The 13992-nt window shown below is 66.3% G+C and carries 19 protein-coding genes; 8 read left to right on the forward strand and 11 right to left on the reverse strand.

Features of this window, described 5'->3' with window-relative positions:
• Positions 1–15: 15 nt before the first annotated feature.
• The 6 genes from TX79_RS09030 to TX79_RS09055 all read right to left on the reverse strand — a co-directional run bounded on the left by TX79_RS09030 (position 16) and on the right by TX79_RS09055 (position 5189).
• Positions 16–753: a metal ABC transporter ATP-binding protein gene (locus TX79_RS09030; RefSeq protein ID WP_049927122.1), complete on the reverse strand. Its 738-nt coding sequence runs from the start codon at positions 751–753 to the stop codon at positions 16–18.
• On the reverse strand, positions 750–1850 hold the full coding sequence (locus tag TX79_RS09035) for a metal ABC transporter substrate-binding protein (protein ID WP_049927123.1): 1101 nt from the start codon (positions 1848–1850) through the stop codon (positions 750–752). The genes TX79_RS09030 and TX79_RS09035 overlap by 4 nt, the downstream gene beginning before the upstream one ends.
• A gap of 109 nt (positions 1851–1959) precedes the next feature.
• Positions 1960–2436 carry a YbaK/EbsC family protein gene (locus TX79_RS09040; RefSeq protein WP_049927124.1) on the reverse strand — a complete coding sequence of 159 codons (477 nt, stop codon included), beginning with the start codon at positions 2434–2436 and terminating at the stop codon, positions 1960–1962.
• 34 nt (positions 2437–2470) lie between these two features.
• On the reverse strand, positions 2471–2893 hold the full coding sequence (locus tag TX79_RS09045; RefSeq protein ID WP_049927125.1) for a hypothetical protein: 423 nt from the start codon (positions 2891–2893) through the stop codon (positions 2471–2473).
• 49 nt (positions 2894–2942) lie between these two features.
• A complete protein-coding gene (locus TX79_RS09050) occupies positions 2943–4100 on the reverse strand; it encodes a YihY/virulence factor BrkB family protein (protein ID WP_049927126.1) in 1158 nt (385 codons plus the stop codon).
• A gap of 90 nt (positions 4101–4190) precedes the next feature.
• Positions 4191–5189 carry a carbohydrate kinase family protein gene (locus TX79_RS09055; protein ID WP_049927128.1) on the reverse strand — a complete coding sequence of 333 codons (999 nt, stop codon included), beginning with the start codon at positions 5187–5189 and terminating at the stop codon, positions 4191–4193.
• A 119-nt stretch (positions 5190–5308) separates the two neighbouring features.
• On the opposite strand from TX79_RS09055, the gene TX79_RS09060 reads away from it, so the two are divergent.
• Positions 5309–6433, forward strand: coding sequence for a hypothetical protein (locus TX79_RS09060; RefSeq protein WP_154660492.1), 1125 nt, complete (start codon positions 5309–5311; stop codon positions 6431–6433).
• Positions 6434–6451: 18 nt separating this feature from the next.
• Here the strand turns inward: TX79_RS09060 and TX79_RS09065 are convergent, their stop codons facing one another.
• Positions 6452–7921: an aldehyde dehydrogenase family protein gene (locus TX79_RS09065; RefSeq protein WP_049927130.1), complete on the reverse strand. Its 1470-nt coding sequence runs from the start codon at positions 7919–7921 to the stop codon at positions 6452–6454.
• A 185-nt stretch (positions 7922–8106) separates the two neighbouring features.
• On the opposite strand from TX79_RS09065, the gene dpsA reads away from it, so the two are divergent.
• The 4 genes from dpsA to TX79_RS09085 all read left to right on the forward strand — a co-directional run bounded on the left by dpsA (position 8107) and on the right by TX79_RS09085 (position 9895).
• Entirely contained in the window at positions 8107–8652 is a 546-nt protein-coding gene (gene dpsA / locus TX79_RS09070; RefSeq protein WP_049927131.1) for a DNA starvation/stationary phase protection protein DpsA, read from the forward strand.
• 176 nt (positions 8653–8828) lie between these two features.
• On the forward strand, positions 8829–9047 hold the full coding sequence (locus TX79_RS09075; protein WP_049927132.1) for a hypothetical protein: 219 nt from the start codon (positions 8829–8831) through the stop codon (positions 9045–9047).
• A 201-nt stretch (positions 9048–9248) separates the two neighbouring features.
• Positions 9249–9506, forward strand: coding sequence for an antitoxin VapB family protein (locus tag TX79_RS09080; RefSeq protein ID WP_049927133.1), 258 nt, complete (start codon positions 9249–9251; stop codon positions 9504–9506).
• The gene (locus TX79_RS09085; RefSeq protein ID WP_049927134.1) at positions 9503–9895 is read left to right on the forward strand and encodes a type II toxin-antitoxin system VapC family toxin; all 393 of its coding nucleotides are present in this window, start codon (positions 9503–9505) and stop codon (positions 9893–9895) included. Before TX79_RS09080 ends, TX79_RS09085 begins: the two co-directional genes overlap by 4 nt.
• A gap of 20 nt (positions 9896–9915) precedes the next feature.
• On the opposite strand, the gene TX79_RS09090 is transcribed toward TX79_RS09085, so the two are convergent.
• Both TX79_RS09090 and TX79_RS09095 read right to left on the reverse strand, forming a co-directional pair.
• Positions 9916–10239: a chorismate mutase gene (locus tag TX79_RS09090; RefSeq protein ID WP_049927135.1), complete on the reverse strand. Its 324-nt coding sequence runs from the start codon at positions 10237–10239 to the stop codon at positions 9916–9918.
• Positions 10236–11108: a shikimate kinase gene (locus TX79_RS09095; protein WP_049927137.1), complete on the reverse strand. Its 873-nt coding sequence runs from the start codon at positions 11106–11108 to the stop codon at positions 10236–10238. Before TX79_RS09095 ends, TX79_RS09090 begins: the two co-directional genes overlap by 4 nt.
• Before the next feature lie 175 nt (positions 11109–11283).
• Here TX79_RS09095 and TX79_RS09100 point away from each other — a divergent pair, with 175 nt between their 5' ends.
• Both TX79_RS09100 and TX79_RS09105 read left to right on the forward strand, forming a co-directional pair.
• Positions 11284–11775 (forward strand): DUF5796 family protein, encoded by a 492-nt coding sequence (locus TX79_RS09100; protein ID WP_049927138.1) that lies wholly within the window; start codon positions 11284–11286, stop codon positions 11773–11775.
• A 2-nt stretch (positions 11776–11777) separates the two neighbouring features.
• Complete coding sequence (locus TX79_RS09105; protein ID WP_049927140.1) at positions 11778–12023, forward strand: DUF7508 domain-containing protein; 246 nt, start codon at positions 11778–11780, stop codon at positions 12021–12023.
• A gap of 51 nt (positions 12024–12074) precedes the next feature.
• Here the strand turns inward: TX79_RS09105 and TX79_RS19995 are convergent, their stop codons facing one another.
• Together TX79_RS19995 and TX79_RS09115 are read right to left on the reverse strand one after the other, a co-directional pair.
• On the reverse strand, positions 12075–12209 hold the full coding sequence (locus tag TX79_RS19995; protein ID WP_049927141.1) for a DUF7128 family protein: 135 nt from the start codon (positions 12207–12209) through the stop codon (positions 12075–12077).
• 101 nt (positions 12210–12310) lie between these two features.
• A complete protein-coding gene (locus TX79_RS09115; RefSeq protein ID WP_049927142.1) occupies positions 12311–13219 on the reverse strand; it encodes a ribonucleotide-diphosphate reductase subunit beta in 909 nt (302 codons plus the stop codon).
• 83 nt (positions 13220–13302) lie between these two features.
• Between TX79_RS09115 and TX79_RS09120 the strand changes: the two genes are divergently transcribed.
• The gene (locus TX79_RS09120; protein ID WP_049927143.1) at positions 13303–13938 is read left to right on the forward strand and encodes a helix-turn-helix domain-containing protein; all 636 of its coding nucleotides are present in this window, start codon (positions 13303–13305) and stop codon (positions 13936–13938) included.
• Positions 13939–13992: the final 54 nt, after the last annotated feature.

The following is a 13992-nucleotide window of genomic DNA, read 5'->3' on the forward strand; positions in this document are numbered from 1 at the left end:
TCTCGGTGTCACGTCTCAGTGGTGATGGTGGACGACCTGTCCCGTCGCCCCGTAGGCATCGGTCAGCGCGTCGCTCTCGACGAACGACTCCGTGTCACCGTGGTGGTACAGCTCCGTGTTGATACAGGCGATCCGGTCCGCCCGGTCCGTCACGACGCCGATGTCGTGCTCGATGAGGATGATCGTGATCCCGTCGTCGTTGAGCGACTCGAGCAGCTGGTAGAAGGCGTCCCGCGACTCGGCGTCGACGCCGACCGTCGGCTCGTCGAGTGCGAGCAGGTCCGCTTCGGAGGCCAGCGCCCGGGCGATGTAGGCCCGCTGGCGCTGACCGCCCGAGAGCTGGTTGACCTGCCGGTCCGCGAGGTCCGCAATGCCGACCGTCTCGAGGGCGTCGGCGACGATTTCGCGGTCTTCCTCACGGACGCGGCCGTGGCCGACGTGGGCGAACCGACCCATGGTGACGGCCTCGCGGACGGTGACCGGCATCGTCCCGCCGCGGCTGGTCGCCTGCTGGGAGACGTAGCCGATCCGCTCGCCGTCGTCGAACTCGTCGACGGGCTCGTCGAAGAGTTCGATCCGGCCGCTGTCGGGCTCGAGCAGACCCAGCATCAGCTGCAAGAGCGTCGTCTTTCCCGAGCCGTTGGGACCGATCAGCCCCAGGAAGTCGCCAGCGTGGACGGTCAGCGAGACGTCGCGGACCGCGGGCTGGTCGCCGTAGGCGAACGTGACGTGATCGAGGTCGACGACGATCACTGTGCGTCTAGTGCTTCTCTGAACGCGGGGACGTTTATCTCTTCCATTTGTTCGCGGTACCCCCAGCCCTCGTCGGCCCAGGAGGCGAGCGTTCCCGAGACCGTCGAGAGTGCCATCGCGTCGGTCGCGTCGCTGCCCTCGAGGATCGTCTCGACCGCGTCGGGATACTCGCCTTCGGGTGCGTCGAAGGCGTCGTAGAGGATCGTGTCGATCCCCGCCTCGTCGATGAGTTCGATGGTCTCGGAGATGTCCGCGTGGTCGGGCTCTTCCTGCGGCGAGACGCCGATCGGCGTGTGGATCTCGAACCCGTAGCGCTCCTCGAGGTAGGTAAAGGAGTCGTGGCCGGCGAGCACGACCGTGTCGTGGTTCGCCTCAGCGACCAGTTGCTCGAACTGTTCGTCGATCTCCTCGAGGACGGCCCCGTACTCCTCCGCGTTGGCCCGGAACGTCTCCTCCTCGTCGGGGTGGGCCTCCGCGAGGCCGTCGGCGACGTTTTCGACGATCTCCTCGGCGATGACCGGGTCGAGCCAGGCGTGGGGATCGACCGACGCCCGGTCGTGGTCACCGTCGTCGTGCTCGTCGTGGCCTTCCTCTTCGTGGTCGTGGTCGTGACCGTCGTCGTGGTCGTGGTCCTCCTCGTGATCGTCGTGTTCCTCGTCTCCGTGGTCGTCGTGTTCTTCGTCCCCGTGGTCGTGATCGTGGCCCTCGTGGTCCCACTCGAGCAATCGGTCGTCGAGCCCTTCGAAGCAGTCGACGACGATCACGTCGTCGTAGTCCTCCTCGAGGGTCGTCGCGATGTCCTGTGCCCAGGCGAACTCGGGCGTGTCGAGATAGAGGAAGAGGCCGGCGTCGGCGACGTTTCGAGCCAGGTCCCCCGGCGGGTTCCAACCGTGGCCCGACTCTCCGGTTCCCACCGGATTCTCGAAGGCCATCACGTCGCCGCCAACCTGCTCGGCCCAGTCGTACAGCGCGAAGAGCGCGGCGTACCCCGTTTCGTACTCCCGATCGGCAGCGCCGACGTCGTCGAGACAACCGGCGAGCGTGCCCGCCGCGAGGAGGCCAGCGCCCCCCAGCAGCGAACGTCGCGTGTGGTTCATATCCGGGAGTACGTGCGGCCGCCTATAAGAGTTATTATTCTAAACGAGGTTGTTAATAACTCGAGCCAGGTATCGGGCGGGTGGCTAGTAACTTCGCCGCCGAATAGGGTCACTCGGTGACGGCGGCCGGTTCCGCGTCGGCGTGCTGGCGCAGGACCGTGGGATCGATCGGGAACACGGCCTCCGGCGTGCCGGCGGCAGCCCAGACGGTGTCGAACGCGAGCAGCGCCTCGTCGAGGACGACTGGCACGGCCCTGTCGTGACAGAACGGCGGGACGCCGCCGATCGACCAGCCGAGTTCCTCCCGGATGCGGTCGGGATCGGCCATCGACACCGCGCTCTCGGGGGCGTCGAAGGCGTCCCCGAGCGCGCCCTCGTCGACGCGGTTCGCGCCGCTGGTCACGGAGACCACCAGCGAGCCGTCGACGTCGAACGCCAGCGAACTGGCGATCTGAGCGACGTCACAGCCGACGGCAGCCGCGGCGTCCTCGGCGGTCTTCGTTCCCTCGGGAAACTCCTCGACGTCCGGGTCGAACCCGTACTCCTCGCGTGCTCGCTCGCGAAACGTCTCGGCGCGTGGATGCATCGCTCCCCCGTTGCCCGTCCGCCCTGAAAAACGTTCACTCGAGCGAGACGGTCACCCGAACGCCGTCGCGACGTCGGTACGCCGCGGTTGCCGCCGATCCCGAGTCCCTGACGACCTCGAAGGCGTCGAAGCGGACGACGAGCCGTCCCGGATCGATCGTCGCCCGGAGCAGCGGGCCGCGACTCGTCACGACGACGTACGGCGGCCCAGCGACCGGATTCGCTTCGAGTTCGTGTCCCGTCGCGTCGACCACGTCAGCGAGCACCGATGGCATCGTCTCGAGGACGCCACGACGCTCGAGCGTCTCAGCCAGCGCGTCGGCGATCGCTCCGCCGTCGGTCGGACGGGATCCGGTCCAGTCGGCGGCGACCGCGTCCGCACAGTCGTCGATCGTGGCGACGAGATCCGCGTGGTCCGTCTGCACTCGTCGTCTGGCCGCGCGTACGGGATGCGACACGGGCGTCCAGAGGAGCGCGCTCCACTACAACCTCACGGCTCGCTCGACGTCACTCCCGCTCGATCGCGCCGATCCGGAGTTGCTGGACGTGCGCGAGCAGTCCCCTGGCTCTCCGCCGCCAGTCCGACGGCTCGCGGCGCTCGAGTTCGCGTCGGAGTCGTTCGTTCTCCGTCTCGAGGTCCCGCGCCCGCGCCTCGAGGTCGTCGACCCGGTCCTCGAGCCGGTAGCGGCGGCGTCGCTGCGCCCGCAGGTCGTTTCGCAGCAGGTCGCGTTCGCGCTCGAGTCGCTCCACCTGCGCGCCGAGGTGGTCGCGTTCGCGCTGTCCGTCGTCGACGAACGGCTCGCGGTCGCTCTCGGGGATCGAATCGTGGGTCGTGGGCTCCGTATCGGTGTCTTCCGCTCGTTGCTCTTCGTCGGCCGTGTCGAGGTAGCCGATACCGACGGCGTTGACGACCCCGCCCACGAGCAGGATGAGCCCGCCGAAGTAGAGCCACGTCAGCAGCAGGATGATGCCGCCGACCGCCCCCGCGGACTCGGAGTCGGCCGCGAAGCCGACGTAGACCCGGAACAGCGACTGCAGGGCCATCCAGCCGAGGGCCGCGAAGAGGACGCCGGGAAGGACCTGCCGAGGAGCGACGTCGACGTCCGGGAAGTAGTAGTACATCGGGAAGAACGCCGCCGTGAGCACGACCACGAGCAACAGCGACTGGAGCGTTCCCTTGAGCGGAAATTCGGGGAGGAAGGCGAACAGGATGCCGGCCGCGGCCGCTGCGAACAGCGCGCCGCCGAGCGCCCCGAAGACGATCAGCGCGTCGACCAGCCCGTCGACGAACGATCCCTCGTCGCTCGGACCGAATATCTCGGAGAACGCCGTATCCAGTCCCCGAAAGATCTTCAGCGACCCCCAGATCAGGACCACGACCCCGACCAGCGTGGACCCGGCCGTCGCCGGCGAGTCCTCGATCGACTCTTCCACCAGCAACTGGCCGCTCTCCGGGAGGAACCCCTCCGTGGTCTCGGTCACCTGCGCGGCGAACCCCTCGTCGCCGACGACCGTCACCAGGAAGAAGACCAGCACGAGCAGCGGCAACAGCGAGATGAACGCCTGGTAGGCGATCCCCGCCGCCATGAAGGGAACGTTCTTCTCCTGGATGCCGTCGACGACGGCCTTTCCGAACGCCAGTCCACCGCGGAGGTCCGGAGACATACGCCAAGGCGCGGACCGGATCGGCAAAGGAAGTCGGCTTGCAACGCCCGCCCGCTCGTCGAGCGCCACGCACGGAAACCAACAGCCAACTCAGTCGTCCTCGAGCAGCGACGCGACCTCCTCGCGGGAGGGCAACGCGGCCATCGCTCCGGTTTCGGTCGTCGCCGTCGCCGCGACCGCGTTCGCGAACGCCAGCGTCGAGTCGATCGACCGACCCTCCCGCAGTGCGCTGATCGACCCCGCGACGAACGCGTCACCTGCACCCGTCGTATCCACGGCGTCGACCGCAAATCCCGAGTGTTCGGCGAGGGCTACGTCCGCACCCCCGTCGTGCCACGGCGCTCGAGCGGCGGTCGCAACCACGGCCCCCTCGTCGCCGCGCGTGACGAGCGCCGTGTGGGGCCCGCTCTCGTCCGCGGCGTCGGCGAGTACCGATCGGGCGACGTCCCGCGGCGTCTCGCCCGCGAATCCGAGCGCCTCGAGTTCCGCGACCGTCGCCTTGCAGACGTCGACGTGTGCGAGCGCGTCGCGACAGATCCGCGCGAAAGTCTCGTCGTCCGGCCACAACTCGGCTCTGGCGTTCGGGTCGAACGACACCGTACAGCCAGCCGCCGTCGCCCGCTCGAGCAGGTCCAGCGTCGCCTCCCGCGAGCGGCCGGTCGCGAGCGTCACGCCCCCCGCGTGGACCCACTCGAGAGCTTCGAGCGTCTCGTCGTCGATCCGACCGGGCTCGAGACGCGTGTCGGCGGTCCCGTCGCGGTAGAACGTGAACGCGCGGTCGCCCGCCGCGTCGTGGGTGACGAACGCGAGCGTCGTCTTCGCCGCCGGATCGCGCTCCACGAAGGCGTCGGGAATCCCGTAGTCGGCGAGCACGCCCTCGAGGTAGCGCCCGAAGGGATCGTCGCCGACGCGGGTCCAGAACAGCGGCGGCGCGCCGAGCGTCGCGAGTCCGACGGCGACGTTCGCCGGCGCGCCGCCCGCTCGTCGTTCGAAGCCCGCGACGTCCTCGAGTGGTCCCGGTCGTTCGGGGATGAAGTCGATCAGCGTCTCGCCCGCGACGAGGACGTCCCGTGACGGATCGCGGTCCATACGACGCTGTACGGTACCGACCCGTGTAGCAGGTTCGGTACCGATCGACGAACGCGATTTTCTCCCCCTGGACCGGTTCGAAAAGATATATCGCGTTGCCGAACCGACGACCGAGGGAGATGGATACACCCTCCAGACGCCGGTTGCTCGCGACTGCCGGCCTCGGCCTCGGGGTCGGTGTGGCCGGCTGTCTATCGAACGGCCAGACGACGAAGGAACCACCTGGCACCGAGGATGTGGCCCCGCTCGAACGGTGGGTGCCGGCGACGGAGGACGAGGCGTTCTACGTCCAGTATACGGATCTCGAGGCCGTCCGCGCCCACGAGGACGAACTCGCTTCGAACGCGTTCGAAGCGGTGTCGTCGGTCCCGTTCGAGCCGGCCAAAAGCGCCGTCGAGGATGTCGCTGGCGAGTCGACGTCCGCGTATGCGCTCGAGTACCGGTCCGAGCGGCTCGAGTACGCCGTCGTCGGCGGCGCGTTCGATCCGGCCGACGTCGACGGTGGCTCCGAACGCGGCGAGTTCGACGATCTCGTGACGACCGAACTCGAGGATTCTCCGTTCGAGGTCGCCGTCTCGACCGACGCGGTCGTCGCCGCCAACGCGGACGCTGGCAGCCTCGACGACGTGCTCGCGACGTGTGTCGCCGAGGGTGAGCGACGCGTCGCCTCCGACGACGCCTACGAGACGCTACTCGAGCACCTCGCCGGCGAAGCGGTCGTCATCGCCGCAGTGGACGGTACAGAGTCGAGCGTCGTTCGCGGGGCCGGGCAGGCCTGGACGTTCGACGGATCGGAAACGACGTTCACGCTGACCGCCGTCACCGACGACGAGGAATCGATCGAGCCGAATCTGCTCGCGGAAGACGTCGAAGACGTCACGGGTGTCGCCGATCCATCCGTCGAGACGGAGAACGAGGTGACGATGGCCGGGACGACCGTTCCGACGAACGAGTTCGAGTACGTCGACCTGCTCGCAGGAGGGATCCCGAACGATACCGAACCGGACCCGATGGCCTCAGTCGACTTCCTGGTCTCGGAAACGTCGGTCCAGATCGCCCTCCTCTCACTCAGCGCCGCGGAAGCCCTCGAGATCCGGGTCGACGGCGAGACCGTCGAAACGCTGACCGCCGCAGGGCAGTCCGCCGAACTCGAGTTCGAGGAGGGCGACTCCGCGACGATCGTCTTGGCAGCAGTAACCGAGGAGGCCGAACTGATCGTGATGGAAGAAGACGTCGAGTTCTGATCCGGTTCCAGCGCGGCCCTAGAGGATGATGCTCTTCGTGCGCATCATCTCGTGGATCGAGGCGTCGAGCCCTTCGCGGCCGATGCCCGAATCCTTGTTGCCGCCGAAGGGGACGTCGCCGAGTCCGTGGCTCGGCGCGCCGTTGATGCGGACCGCGCCGGCTTCGACGCGCTCGGCGACCCGCATCGCGCGCTTGTAGTCGCTGGTGAAGACGGCGGCGTCGAGCGCCAGGTCCGAGCCGTTGGCGATCTCGAGGGCCTCTTCCTCGTCCTCGAAGGTCGTCACGGCGGCGACGGGACCGAACTGCTCCTCGTCGATGATGCGGGCGTCGTGGGGGACGTTCGCCAGTAGCGTCGGCTCGAAGAACTGGTCGGCGAGGTCGTCGGGGACGCCCTCGGGGGCGTACCGCTCGCCGCCGCGAACCAGGGTGGCTCCCTTCTCGACGGCGTCGTCGACGAGTTCCTGGACCCACTCGGCCTGGTCTTCGCTGATGAGCGGGCCGACGGTGGTGTCTTCTTCGAAGAGGTCGCCGGGCTGCCAGGCGTCCATCTGCCCCTCGATCAGCTCCACGACGTCGTCGTGGACCGACTCGTGGGCGAGCACCCGGGAAACGGCCGAACAGCGCTGGCCGGCGTACTTGAACGAACCCTTGGCGCAGTTGCCCGCGACGTCGGTGAGGTCGGCGTCGTCGAAGACGATCGCCGGCGCGTTGCCGCCCAGTTCCATGTGCAGGTTGACCATCCCGCTCTCGCGGGCGACGTGTTTACCCGCGCCCGAAGAGCCGGTCATCGCGATGGCGTTGACCCGATCGTCGCCCGCGAGAACGTCACCGATCTCGCTGGCTTCGCCGGGGACGAAGTTGAACGCGCCGTCCGGGATCCCGTCGACCTCGCTGATGACGTCCGCGAGGATCGCCGCCGAGACCGGGGTCTTGCTCGCGGGTTTCAGCAGGACGCTGTTGCCGGCGGCGAGTGCAGGGGCAACCTGTAACGCCGTCGTGGCCAGAGGGTAGTTGTACGGCGTGATACACAGTACCGCACCGATCGGCTCGTGTTTGACGATGGCCTGCCAGCCCTCGTGGCCCTCGGTCGAGCCCTCGCGGAACTCGCCCTTGCTGACGATGTTGCGCGCTTCCTCGGCCGCACGGTCGAACCGCGTCGCGGCCTGTTCGACCTCGCCCCGGGCCGAGGAGATCGGTTTGCCTGCCTCACGGACGATGACCTCCGCGAGTTCCTCCGCGCGGTCGCGCAGGCCCTCGGCGATGGTCTCACACCACTCCGCACGCTCGACCACGGAGGTCTCGCGGAGTTCGGGCTTGATCTCGTGGGCCGCCTCGAGTGCCGATCGAGCGTCCTCGGGATCCGCGGCTGCGACGCGGGCGAACTGGCCGCCGGCGGCCAGATCCGAGACCTCGAGTTCCGCCTCGGGTTGGTGCCACGTGCCGTCGATGAAGATTCCCTCTCGCCGCTGTGCGACTCTGGTAGCCATACGTGTCCCTTCGCGCCCCACATTGAAAATGTTTACTCAGGTCCGGAAAAATGAACGAGGGGGTAGGGCCGCGTTCCAGTAACAAAACCGGAGTAGGAATATAGAAACATATCTTTCCGAACTGGAAACGAAATTTTCTGTATGAGTAGCATTTAAGTGGTTTGCGACCGTACGATAGGGTACAGATGAGCACCCAGAAGACCGTCCGTCAGTCCGCCGACGTCGTCGAGGAGAACGAACTCCGTCTCGAGCAGGAGAAGGCCGAACAGATCGTCGACGCACTCAACACGGAACTGGCGAACGCGTACGTGCTGTACCACCAGCTCAAGAAGCACCACTGGGTCGTCGAGGGTGCCGAGTTCCTGCCGCTGCACGAGTTCCTCGAGGAGGCCTACGAACACGTCGAGGAGGGTGCGGACGTCATCGCCGAGCGCGCCCAGGCGCTGGGCGGTGTCCCGGTCTCGGGACCGCGCAACCTCGAGGAGCGTGCCACCGTCGAGTTCGAAGGCGAGGACGTCTACGACGTCCGCACGATGTTCGAGAACGACCTCGAGATGTACGGCGACATCATCGAGTCGATGCGGGATAGCATCGAACTCGCCGAGAACCTCGGCGACCACGCGACGGCCGAAATCCTCCGTGAGATCCTCGTCGAACTCGAGGAGGACGGCCACCACTTCGAACACTACCTCGAGGACGACACGCTGGTACTCGAGGAAGCGACGAAGTAACGCTGCGGACGGCGATCGATCTCGTTTTTCGACGCGAGCGGATTCGGTTCCCCTGAGGGGACTGGCTCCCGGCGTTCTCGAGCGAACTTCGTGAATCCGGAATCGGGTGCTCGTAGACCCCGATGGTCGGATTCGCGTTCGGGACTTATTTACGGCGTCGAACACGTTTTCGTGTCATGTCTCGAGACGGTCCGGGATTCCTCGAAGACCTCGTGTTGCTGTGGCTGACCCTCGTCGTGTGGATCGGCCTTTCCGAGTTCGCGGTCACGACGCTGAACGTCGACGGCGTCGTCGCAACGGTCGTGGCGCTCGGCATCGGGACCGTCGTCGCGTTCGTCGGATTGTACGGCTACTACCGCCTCTTCCTCGACGAGAAGCCGCTTCAGTCCGCGTGAGAAGATGCGGGAGCGAGCAGATGGAGCGAGAGGAGTACGCCGTGGCGCTTTCGTTACCGATTCTCGCGCTGCTCGACCTTGTTTAGGTCTCTAATTCACGTTACGCTGTTTTGTGTACTTTACTGGTTTTTCTCAGCTTTTTACCGAGTGAACGGGTTCATACCAGTATTTTTAAGCGTGCATGTAGTACTGTGTACTACGATGGCGACGAAAACGATTTCACTCGATGAAGAAGCTTATGAGCGGCTGAAAGCCCGAAAAAAAGAGGGGGAAAGCTTCAGTGAAACCGTCAAGCGTCTTGCCGGGGAACGGTCGTGGAACGAGGTCACGGGAATTCTCTCCGAGGACGAGGCGAGAGACCTCGAGGCCGCGATCGAGGAGGGACGGACGAAGTCCGGTGAGCGGGGTGACCGCCTCACAGCAGAGTTAGACGAAGCCGTAGACGAGACATCGGAATGATTCAGGACACATCGTTCATTATTGACCTATTACGTGGCGATGAAGACGCAAAACGTCTCCTCGATATCGTTGAAAAAGAAGCACGACCGGAAAAAGTGTCCTCCGTAACGGTTTTGGAGCTCTACGAGGGCGTTGCTCGGTCTCAAACACCGGATACGAAGCGAGAGCGAATTCTCGAGATATTAGAAACAAAGCACGTCGTGAGCGCCGACCACACCGTAATGCGAAAAGCCGGAAAGCTCTCTGGTGCGCTGATCAATGACGGCGAACGGATTGAGCGGGAAGACTGTGTTATCGCTGCGACTGCGCTTCTCAACGACGAACCGGTTGTCACGAGAAACACCAAACACTTCGAACGTATCGGCGGCCTCGAAGTACGGTCTTACTGAGGTCGTGATCGCGTGAGGCGCTACCTATTTTCACGCTGCTCGACCTTGTTCAGTTCGATCAACAGCCGGAAGATCGCCTTCACGAGGTTCGCGTCGACGTCGAACTGCTCGGCGTTCTCGCCGGCCCGGTCCATGACCTGCTGTTCCTGCTTCTCGTCCGTCGTCGGCAGGCCCCGTTCCTCCTTGACCTGCGCGATCGTATCCGCGACGTAGGTTCGCTGGGCGATCAGTTCGACGATCTCGCGGTCGATCGTCTCGATCTCCTCGCGCAGTTCGTCGAGGCTCATCTCCTCCGGCGTTCTGTTCTCCGGCGTCCCGCCGTCCGTGGCTGTGTCGTCAGTCATGTCGTTTGTGTCCCGTCCGTCCGCGTTTGCAGTAACCGTGTCGTTCCCTCGCGCTCTTCCCAGCGGTCCCGTACCCCCTCGAGCGTCTCCTGGTCGCCGACGGCGACGTAGCTGGGACCGGTCCCGGACAGCGAGACGCCCTCGACGTCGGGCAGGGCCTCGAGCAGCGGCCCGGTCGGGAACCCGAGCGCACCACAGAACGCGAAGCCGTTGACGGTCATCGCTTCGCCGTAGCGCCCGTCGAGCGCGAGTTCCTCGATCAGGGTGGCCATCGGGGCCAGCCGTTCGCAGGCCGCGACGTCGGCGTCGGCGCTGAACGACTGCTCCGGCGGCGTGTAGACCAGCGCGTGCCAGTCCGGTTCGTCGCGAGCGAGCAACGCGTCGGCCGTGTTGTCGGTGACGGTGACGCCGCCGAGCATGCTCGCGCTGGCGTCGTCGAACGCTCCCGTCACGGTGACGCCGGCGTCGCGGGCCGCGCGCACGCCGAGCCGACAGGCGTCGATCCGATCGACCGCGTCCCGGACCTCGAGCGCGTCGAGCGTCGCGAGCACGGTTGCGTTCGCGGCGGCGCTGGAACTCTTGAGCCCGGAGGCCATCGGCACCTCGCTGTCGGTTCGAATCCGCGCACCGACGTCGGCCCCCTCGAGGCCGGCCGTCTCGGCGTACTCGTCGATCGTCACCGCCACGCAGCGCTCGACGAGCGACGTGTCCGCGTCGGGTTGGCCCGCGACCTCGCCGACGATCTCGCCGTCGTTGGTCAGTTCGACGGTGGCCGTCGTCTCGAGGTCGATGGCGAACGCCGATCCGACGCCGGTCGCGAGCGCGTTGAGAACCGTGCCGGCTGCTGGGGCGACGGCGCGGCCGTCCATACGAACTCAGACTCAGACGCCGTATTTACGGCTGACGGTATCCCGAAGTTCGGCCGCAAGGGCAACCCAGTGGGTACCGTTCGTCTCGAGCGTCGGCCGACCAGGTAGCATCGCTGAAGCGAGTGATGGCTCCCGGAACGTGTCGCTTTTCCCCGGTCCGATCGAACGATCGGGCATGAGCGCACGCAGCAACGTCGCCCCGAGTACGATCGGGGTCGATCTCGTCGAGGGCGGCGTCGTCGTCGAGTACCTCGACGGGCGAGAGGTGTTCTACCACGGACCTCCCGAACCCGTCGAAGGCGCGATCACGACGCCACCCGGCAAGAACGTCCACGTCCTCGTGACCGATCCCGACGGCGTCGAGGGCGTCATGACCTACGTCAACGACCGGGACACCCACGACGACATCCTCGAGACGACCGGCGTCGGCCGGGTCCTGCTCGACGCCGACGACGAGGAGGTGCTGTTCCCGGGCGTGACCGTCACGACGGAGGCTCACTCGATCCGGGTCGAGGCAGACCTCGAGGTCGTCGACGGCCGCGTGTTCGTCTTCGCCGAGGACGACCTGAGCGAACACGCCTACGAACTGGTCGGTTCCGACTACGACGGCGACGACGGAGCAGACGGTCGGGACGACACCGAGACGGAGGATGACCCACGCCCCTGACGATGCCCCTGCAGAAACCCTGGCGCGACCTGGATCGCGACGCCGTCGCCGGCGCGCCGGATCGCCCGGGCGTCTACGAACTCGGCGACGGCGACGGGACCGTCCTGGCCGTCGATCACGGCGTGCTCCGGGACGAACTCAAGACGGCACTGGCCTACGGCGACGGTAGCCGCGTGCGCTGGACCGAGACCCACACGCTCGAGGCGGCACGCGAACGCGCCGCCGAGCACCGCGAGCGACTCGAGTAACGCACCGGTCGACCCGCGAACGGTCCGCTCGGGACGTCGGTCTCTTCCGACCTACTGGATGTAATCCGGCTCGGAGTCGTCGCATCGCTTCTCGTGTTCGGCCGCGTCGGCCTTCTCGTCGAACAATAGCCCGCAGGTCTCACACTCCCACCAGGTCTCGTCGTCGCGCTCGGTCTGGACGACCATATGGAGGCGTTCACCACGGGCGGCAAAAGGCGTTTCTCCGGCGACAGTGCCGTCTCTTCCTCGAGTCGGCGGTGCGGGGTCGATCGCGTCGTCGTGGATCCCTACGTCTCGAGTTCCGTCAGTTGCTCGACGTCGGGAATGGCCTCGCTCGCGGAGGTGATCTGTTGCATCCGCTGTTGGTGTTTGGTGTAGGCGTACTCCGACAGCTCCGAAGGGGAGGGGCCGGGGCCGCTCTCGGTGCTCGCGCCGCCGTCGCCCGTCAGGCTCTGCTGGACCAGCGGCACCAGTTCGTCGACCGTCTCCTGCAGGAGATCCGGATCGATCTCGTCGTTCATCACGAGGTCCTTGAGCTTCGCCATCCCGAAGCCGACGTGGCGTCCCTCGTCGCTGCGGACCAGTTTCAGCCCCTCGACCAGCCCCGGGAGGTCCGGCAGGTCCGGTTCGTTCTCGCCGTAGGCCAGCGTGAGCCCGTAGTAGCCCGTCTGGGCGAGGATCCCTTCGATCGTCAGGTGGTAATGACAGTGGGCCTTCGCGCGGTTTTCGGGGGTATCCTCCTCGAGCAGGCGCGCCATCGCACGCTCGTTTCGCTCGAACAGTTCGTCGTATGGCTCGTTGAACCACTGCTCGTCGGTCGGCGACGATAGCTCCTGTCCGCGGCGCTTCTCCTCCGTGTGGATCACCTCCCGCCAGTAGCGGTCGAAGAAGTCGGTGTGTTTCGACTCCTCGTACAGCTGGGTAGTGATGAACAGCTGATCCTCGATGTCCTCCAGCACCACCGCGAGTGGCGCAAGGTCCTCGGTGACCGACTCCTCGCCAGCGCCGAACAGCGCCAGGGACTGTTTGAGGCTCTCGAAGGCCGGGTCGGGGAGTTCCGCAGCGCCATCCCGGTCGGCTTCGAGGTCGATCTCGTGGGGGTCCCAGTGTTTCTCCACGGCGTTGCGGTAGTAGTTGTACGGACGGATCGAGGTCTCGAGTTGCATCTCGGGCGGGGATCGTTCGTCGGTCGCCATCGTACCCCATCATACACCGGGTTTTTACATGAATTTGTATCTCGTACAGTAGGGTGTTTAAGTCAGGGCGCGGAAAGAGGCGTATGGGTCTCATCGCCGAGTTTCGGCTGACCTCCTGTGAGTTACCGCTAGTGGACGCGGTCGCGTCGGTCCCCGAGGTCACGGTCTACGTCGAACGCATCCTCGTCGTCGACCCCGACCGGCCCGTGATGGTGTGTCGGGTCGTCGACGACCCCCAGGACGCGATTCGCGAAGGACTGATCGACGATCCGACGGTGGCCGGCGTCACCGTACTCGAGGAACTCGACGGGGGTACGCTGTACCGGGTCGAACTTCGCGATCCGCCGGTCCCGATCTACCGGAAGTACGTCGAACTGGGGACGACGCCGCTCGGTGGCATCGTCACCGTCGACGGCTGGTGGGGCCGGGCGCGCTTCCCGGACCGGGAGGCGCTCGCCGAGTACCGGACCTTCTGTACCGACCGGGGCGTCGGCTTCCAGCTCGAGCAGCTCACGAGGGAGTCGAGCGCCGACGATCCGCCGTTCGGACTCACGCCGGAGCAGTACGAGGCGCTCCTCGCGGCACACGAAGTCGGTTACTTCGCCGTCCCCAGGCAAGCCTCGACCGAGGAGGTCGGCCGTAGACTGGGCATCTCCGGCCCGTCCGCGTCCGAACGGATTCGCCGCGGCGTCGATCGGTTGCTCGAGGCTGCCCTGTAGGCCGGCCTCGAGCGAGGGGACGCGAGCCGATGGGACAATTCTCAAGGTACCCGC

Source organism: Halopiger goleimassiliensis (assembly GCF_000455345.1).
GTDB classification, from domain to species: domain Archaea; phylum Halobacteriota; class Halobacteria; order Halobacteriales; family Natrialbaceae; genus Halopiger_A; species Halopiger_A goleimassiliensis.

Coding starts and splice junctions, on each gene's coding strand:
- TX79_RS09035 (WP_049927123.1), bottom strand. CDS start 1,850: ATGAACCACACGCGACGTTCGCTGCTGGGGGGCGCTGGCCTCCTCGCG.
- TX79_RS09120 (WP_049927143.1), top strand. CDS start 13,303: ATGGGTCTCATCGCCGAGTTTCGGCTGACCTCCTGTGAGTTACCGCTA.
- dpsA (WP_049927131.1), top strand. CDS start 8,107: ATGAGCACCCAGAAGACCGTCCGTCAGTCCGCCGACGTCGTCGAGGAG.
- TX79_RS09085 (WP_049927134.1), top strand. CDS start 9,503: ATGATTCAGGACACATCGTTCATTATTGACCTATTACGTGGCGATGAA.
- TX79_RS09055 (WP_049927128.1), bottom strand. CDS start 5,189: ATGGACCGCGATCCGTCACGGGACGTCCTCGTCGCGGGCGAGACGCTG.
- TX79_RS09095 (WP_049927137.1), bottom strand. CDS start 11,108: ATGGACGGCCGCGCCGTCGCCCCAGCAGCCGGCACGGTTCTCAACGCG.
- TX79_RS09075 (WP_049927132.1), top strand. CDS start 8,829: ATGTCTCGAGACGGTCCGGGATTCCTCGAAGACCTCGTGTTGCTGTGG.
- TX79_RS09090 (WP_049927135.1), bottom strand. CDS start 10,239: ATGACTGACGACACAGCCACGGACGGCGGGACGCCGGAGAACAGAACG.
- TX79_RS09080 (WP_049927133.1), top strand. CDS start 9,249: ATGGCGACGAAAACGATTTCACTCGATGAAGAAGCTTATGAGCGGCTG.
- TX79_RS09050 (WP_049927126.1), bottom strand. CDS start 4,100: ATGTCTCCGGACCTCCGCGGTGGACTGGCGTTCGGAAAGGCCGTCGTC.
- TX79_RS09065 (WP_049927130.1), bottom strand. CDS start 7,921: ATGGCTACCAGAGTCGCACAGCGGCGAGAGGGAATCTTCATCGACGGC.
- TX79_RS09105 (WP_049927140.1), top strand. CDS start 11,778: ATGCCCCTGCAGAAACCCTGGCGCGACCTGGATCGCGACGCCGTCGCC.
- TX79_RS09100 (WP_049927138.1), top strand. CDS start 11,284: ATGAGCGCACGCAGCAACGTCGCCCCGAGTACGATCGGGGTCGATCTC.
- TX79_RS09060 (WP_154660492.1), top strand. CDS start 5,309: ATGGATACACCCTCCAGACGCCGGTTGCTCGCGACTGCCGGCCTCGGC.
- TX79_RS19995 (WP_049927141.1), bottom strand. CDS start 12,209: ATGGTCGTCCAGACCGAGCGCGACGACGAGACCTGGTGGGAGTGTGAG.
- TX79_RS09040 (WP_049927124.1), bottom strand. CDS start 2,436: ATGCATCCACGCGCCGAGACGTTTCGCGAGCGAGCACGCGAGGAGTAC.
- TX79_RS09115 (WP_049927142.1), bottom strand. CDS start 13,219: ATGGCGACCGACGAACGATCCCCGCCCGAGATGCAACTCGAGACCTCG.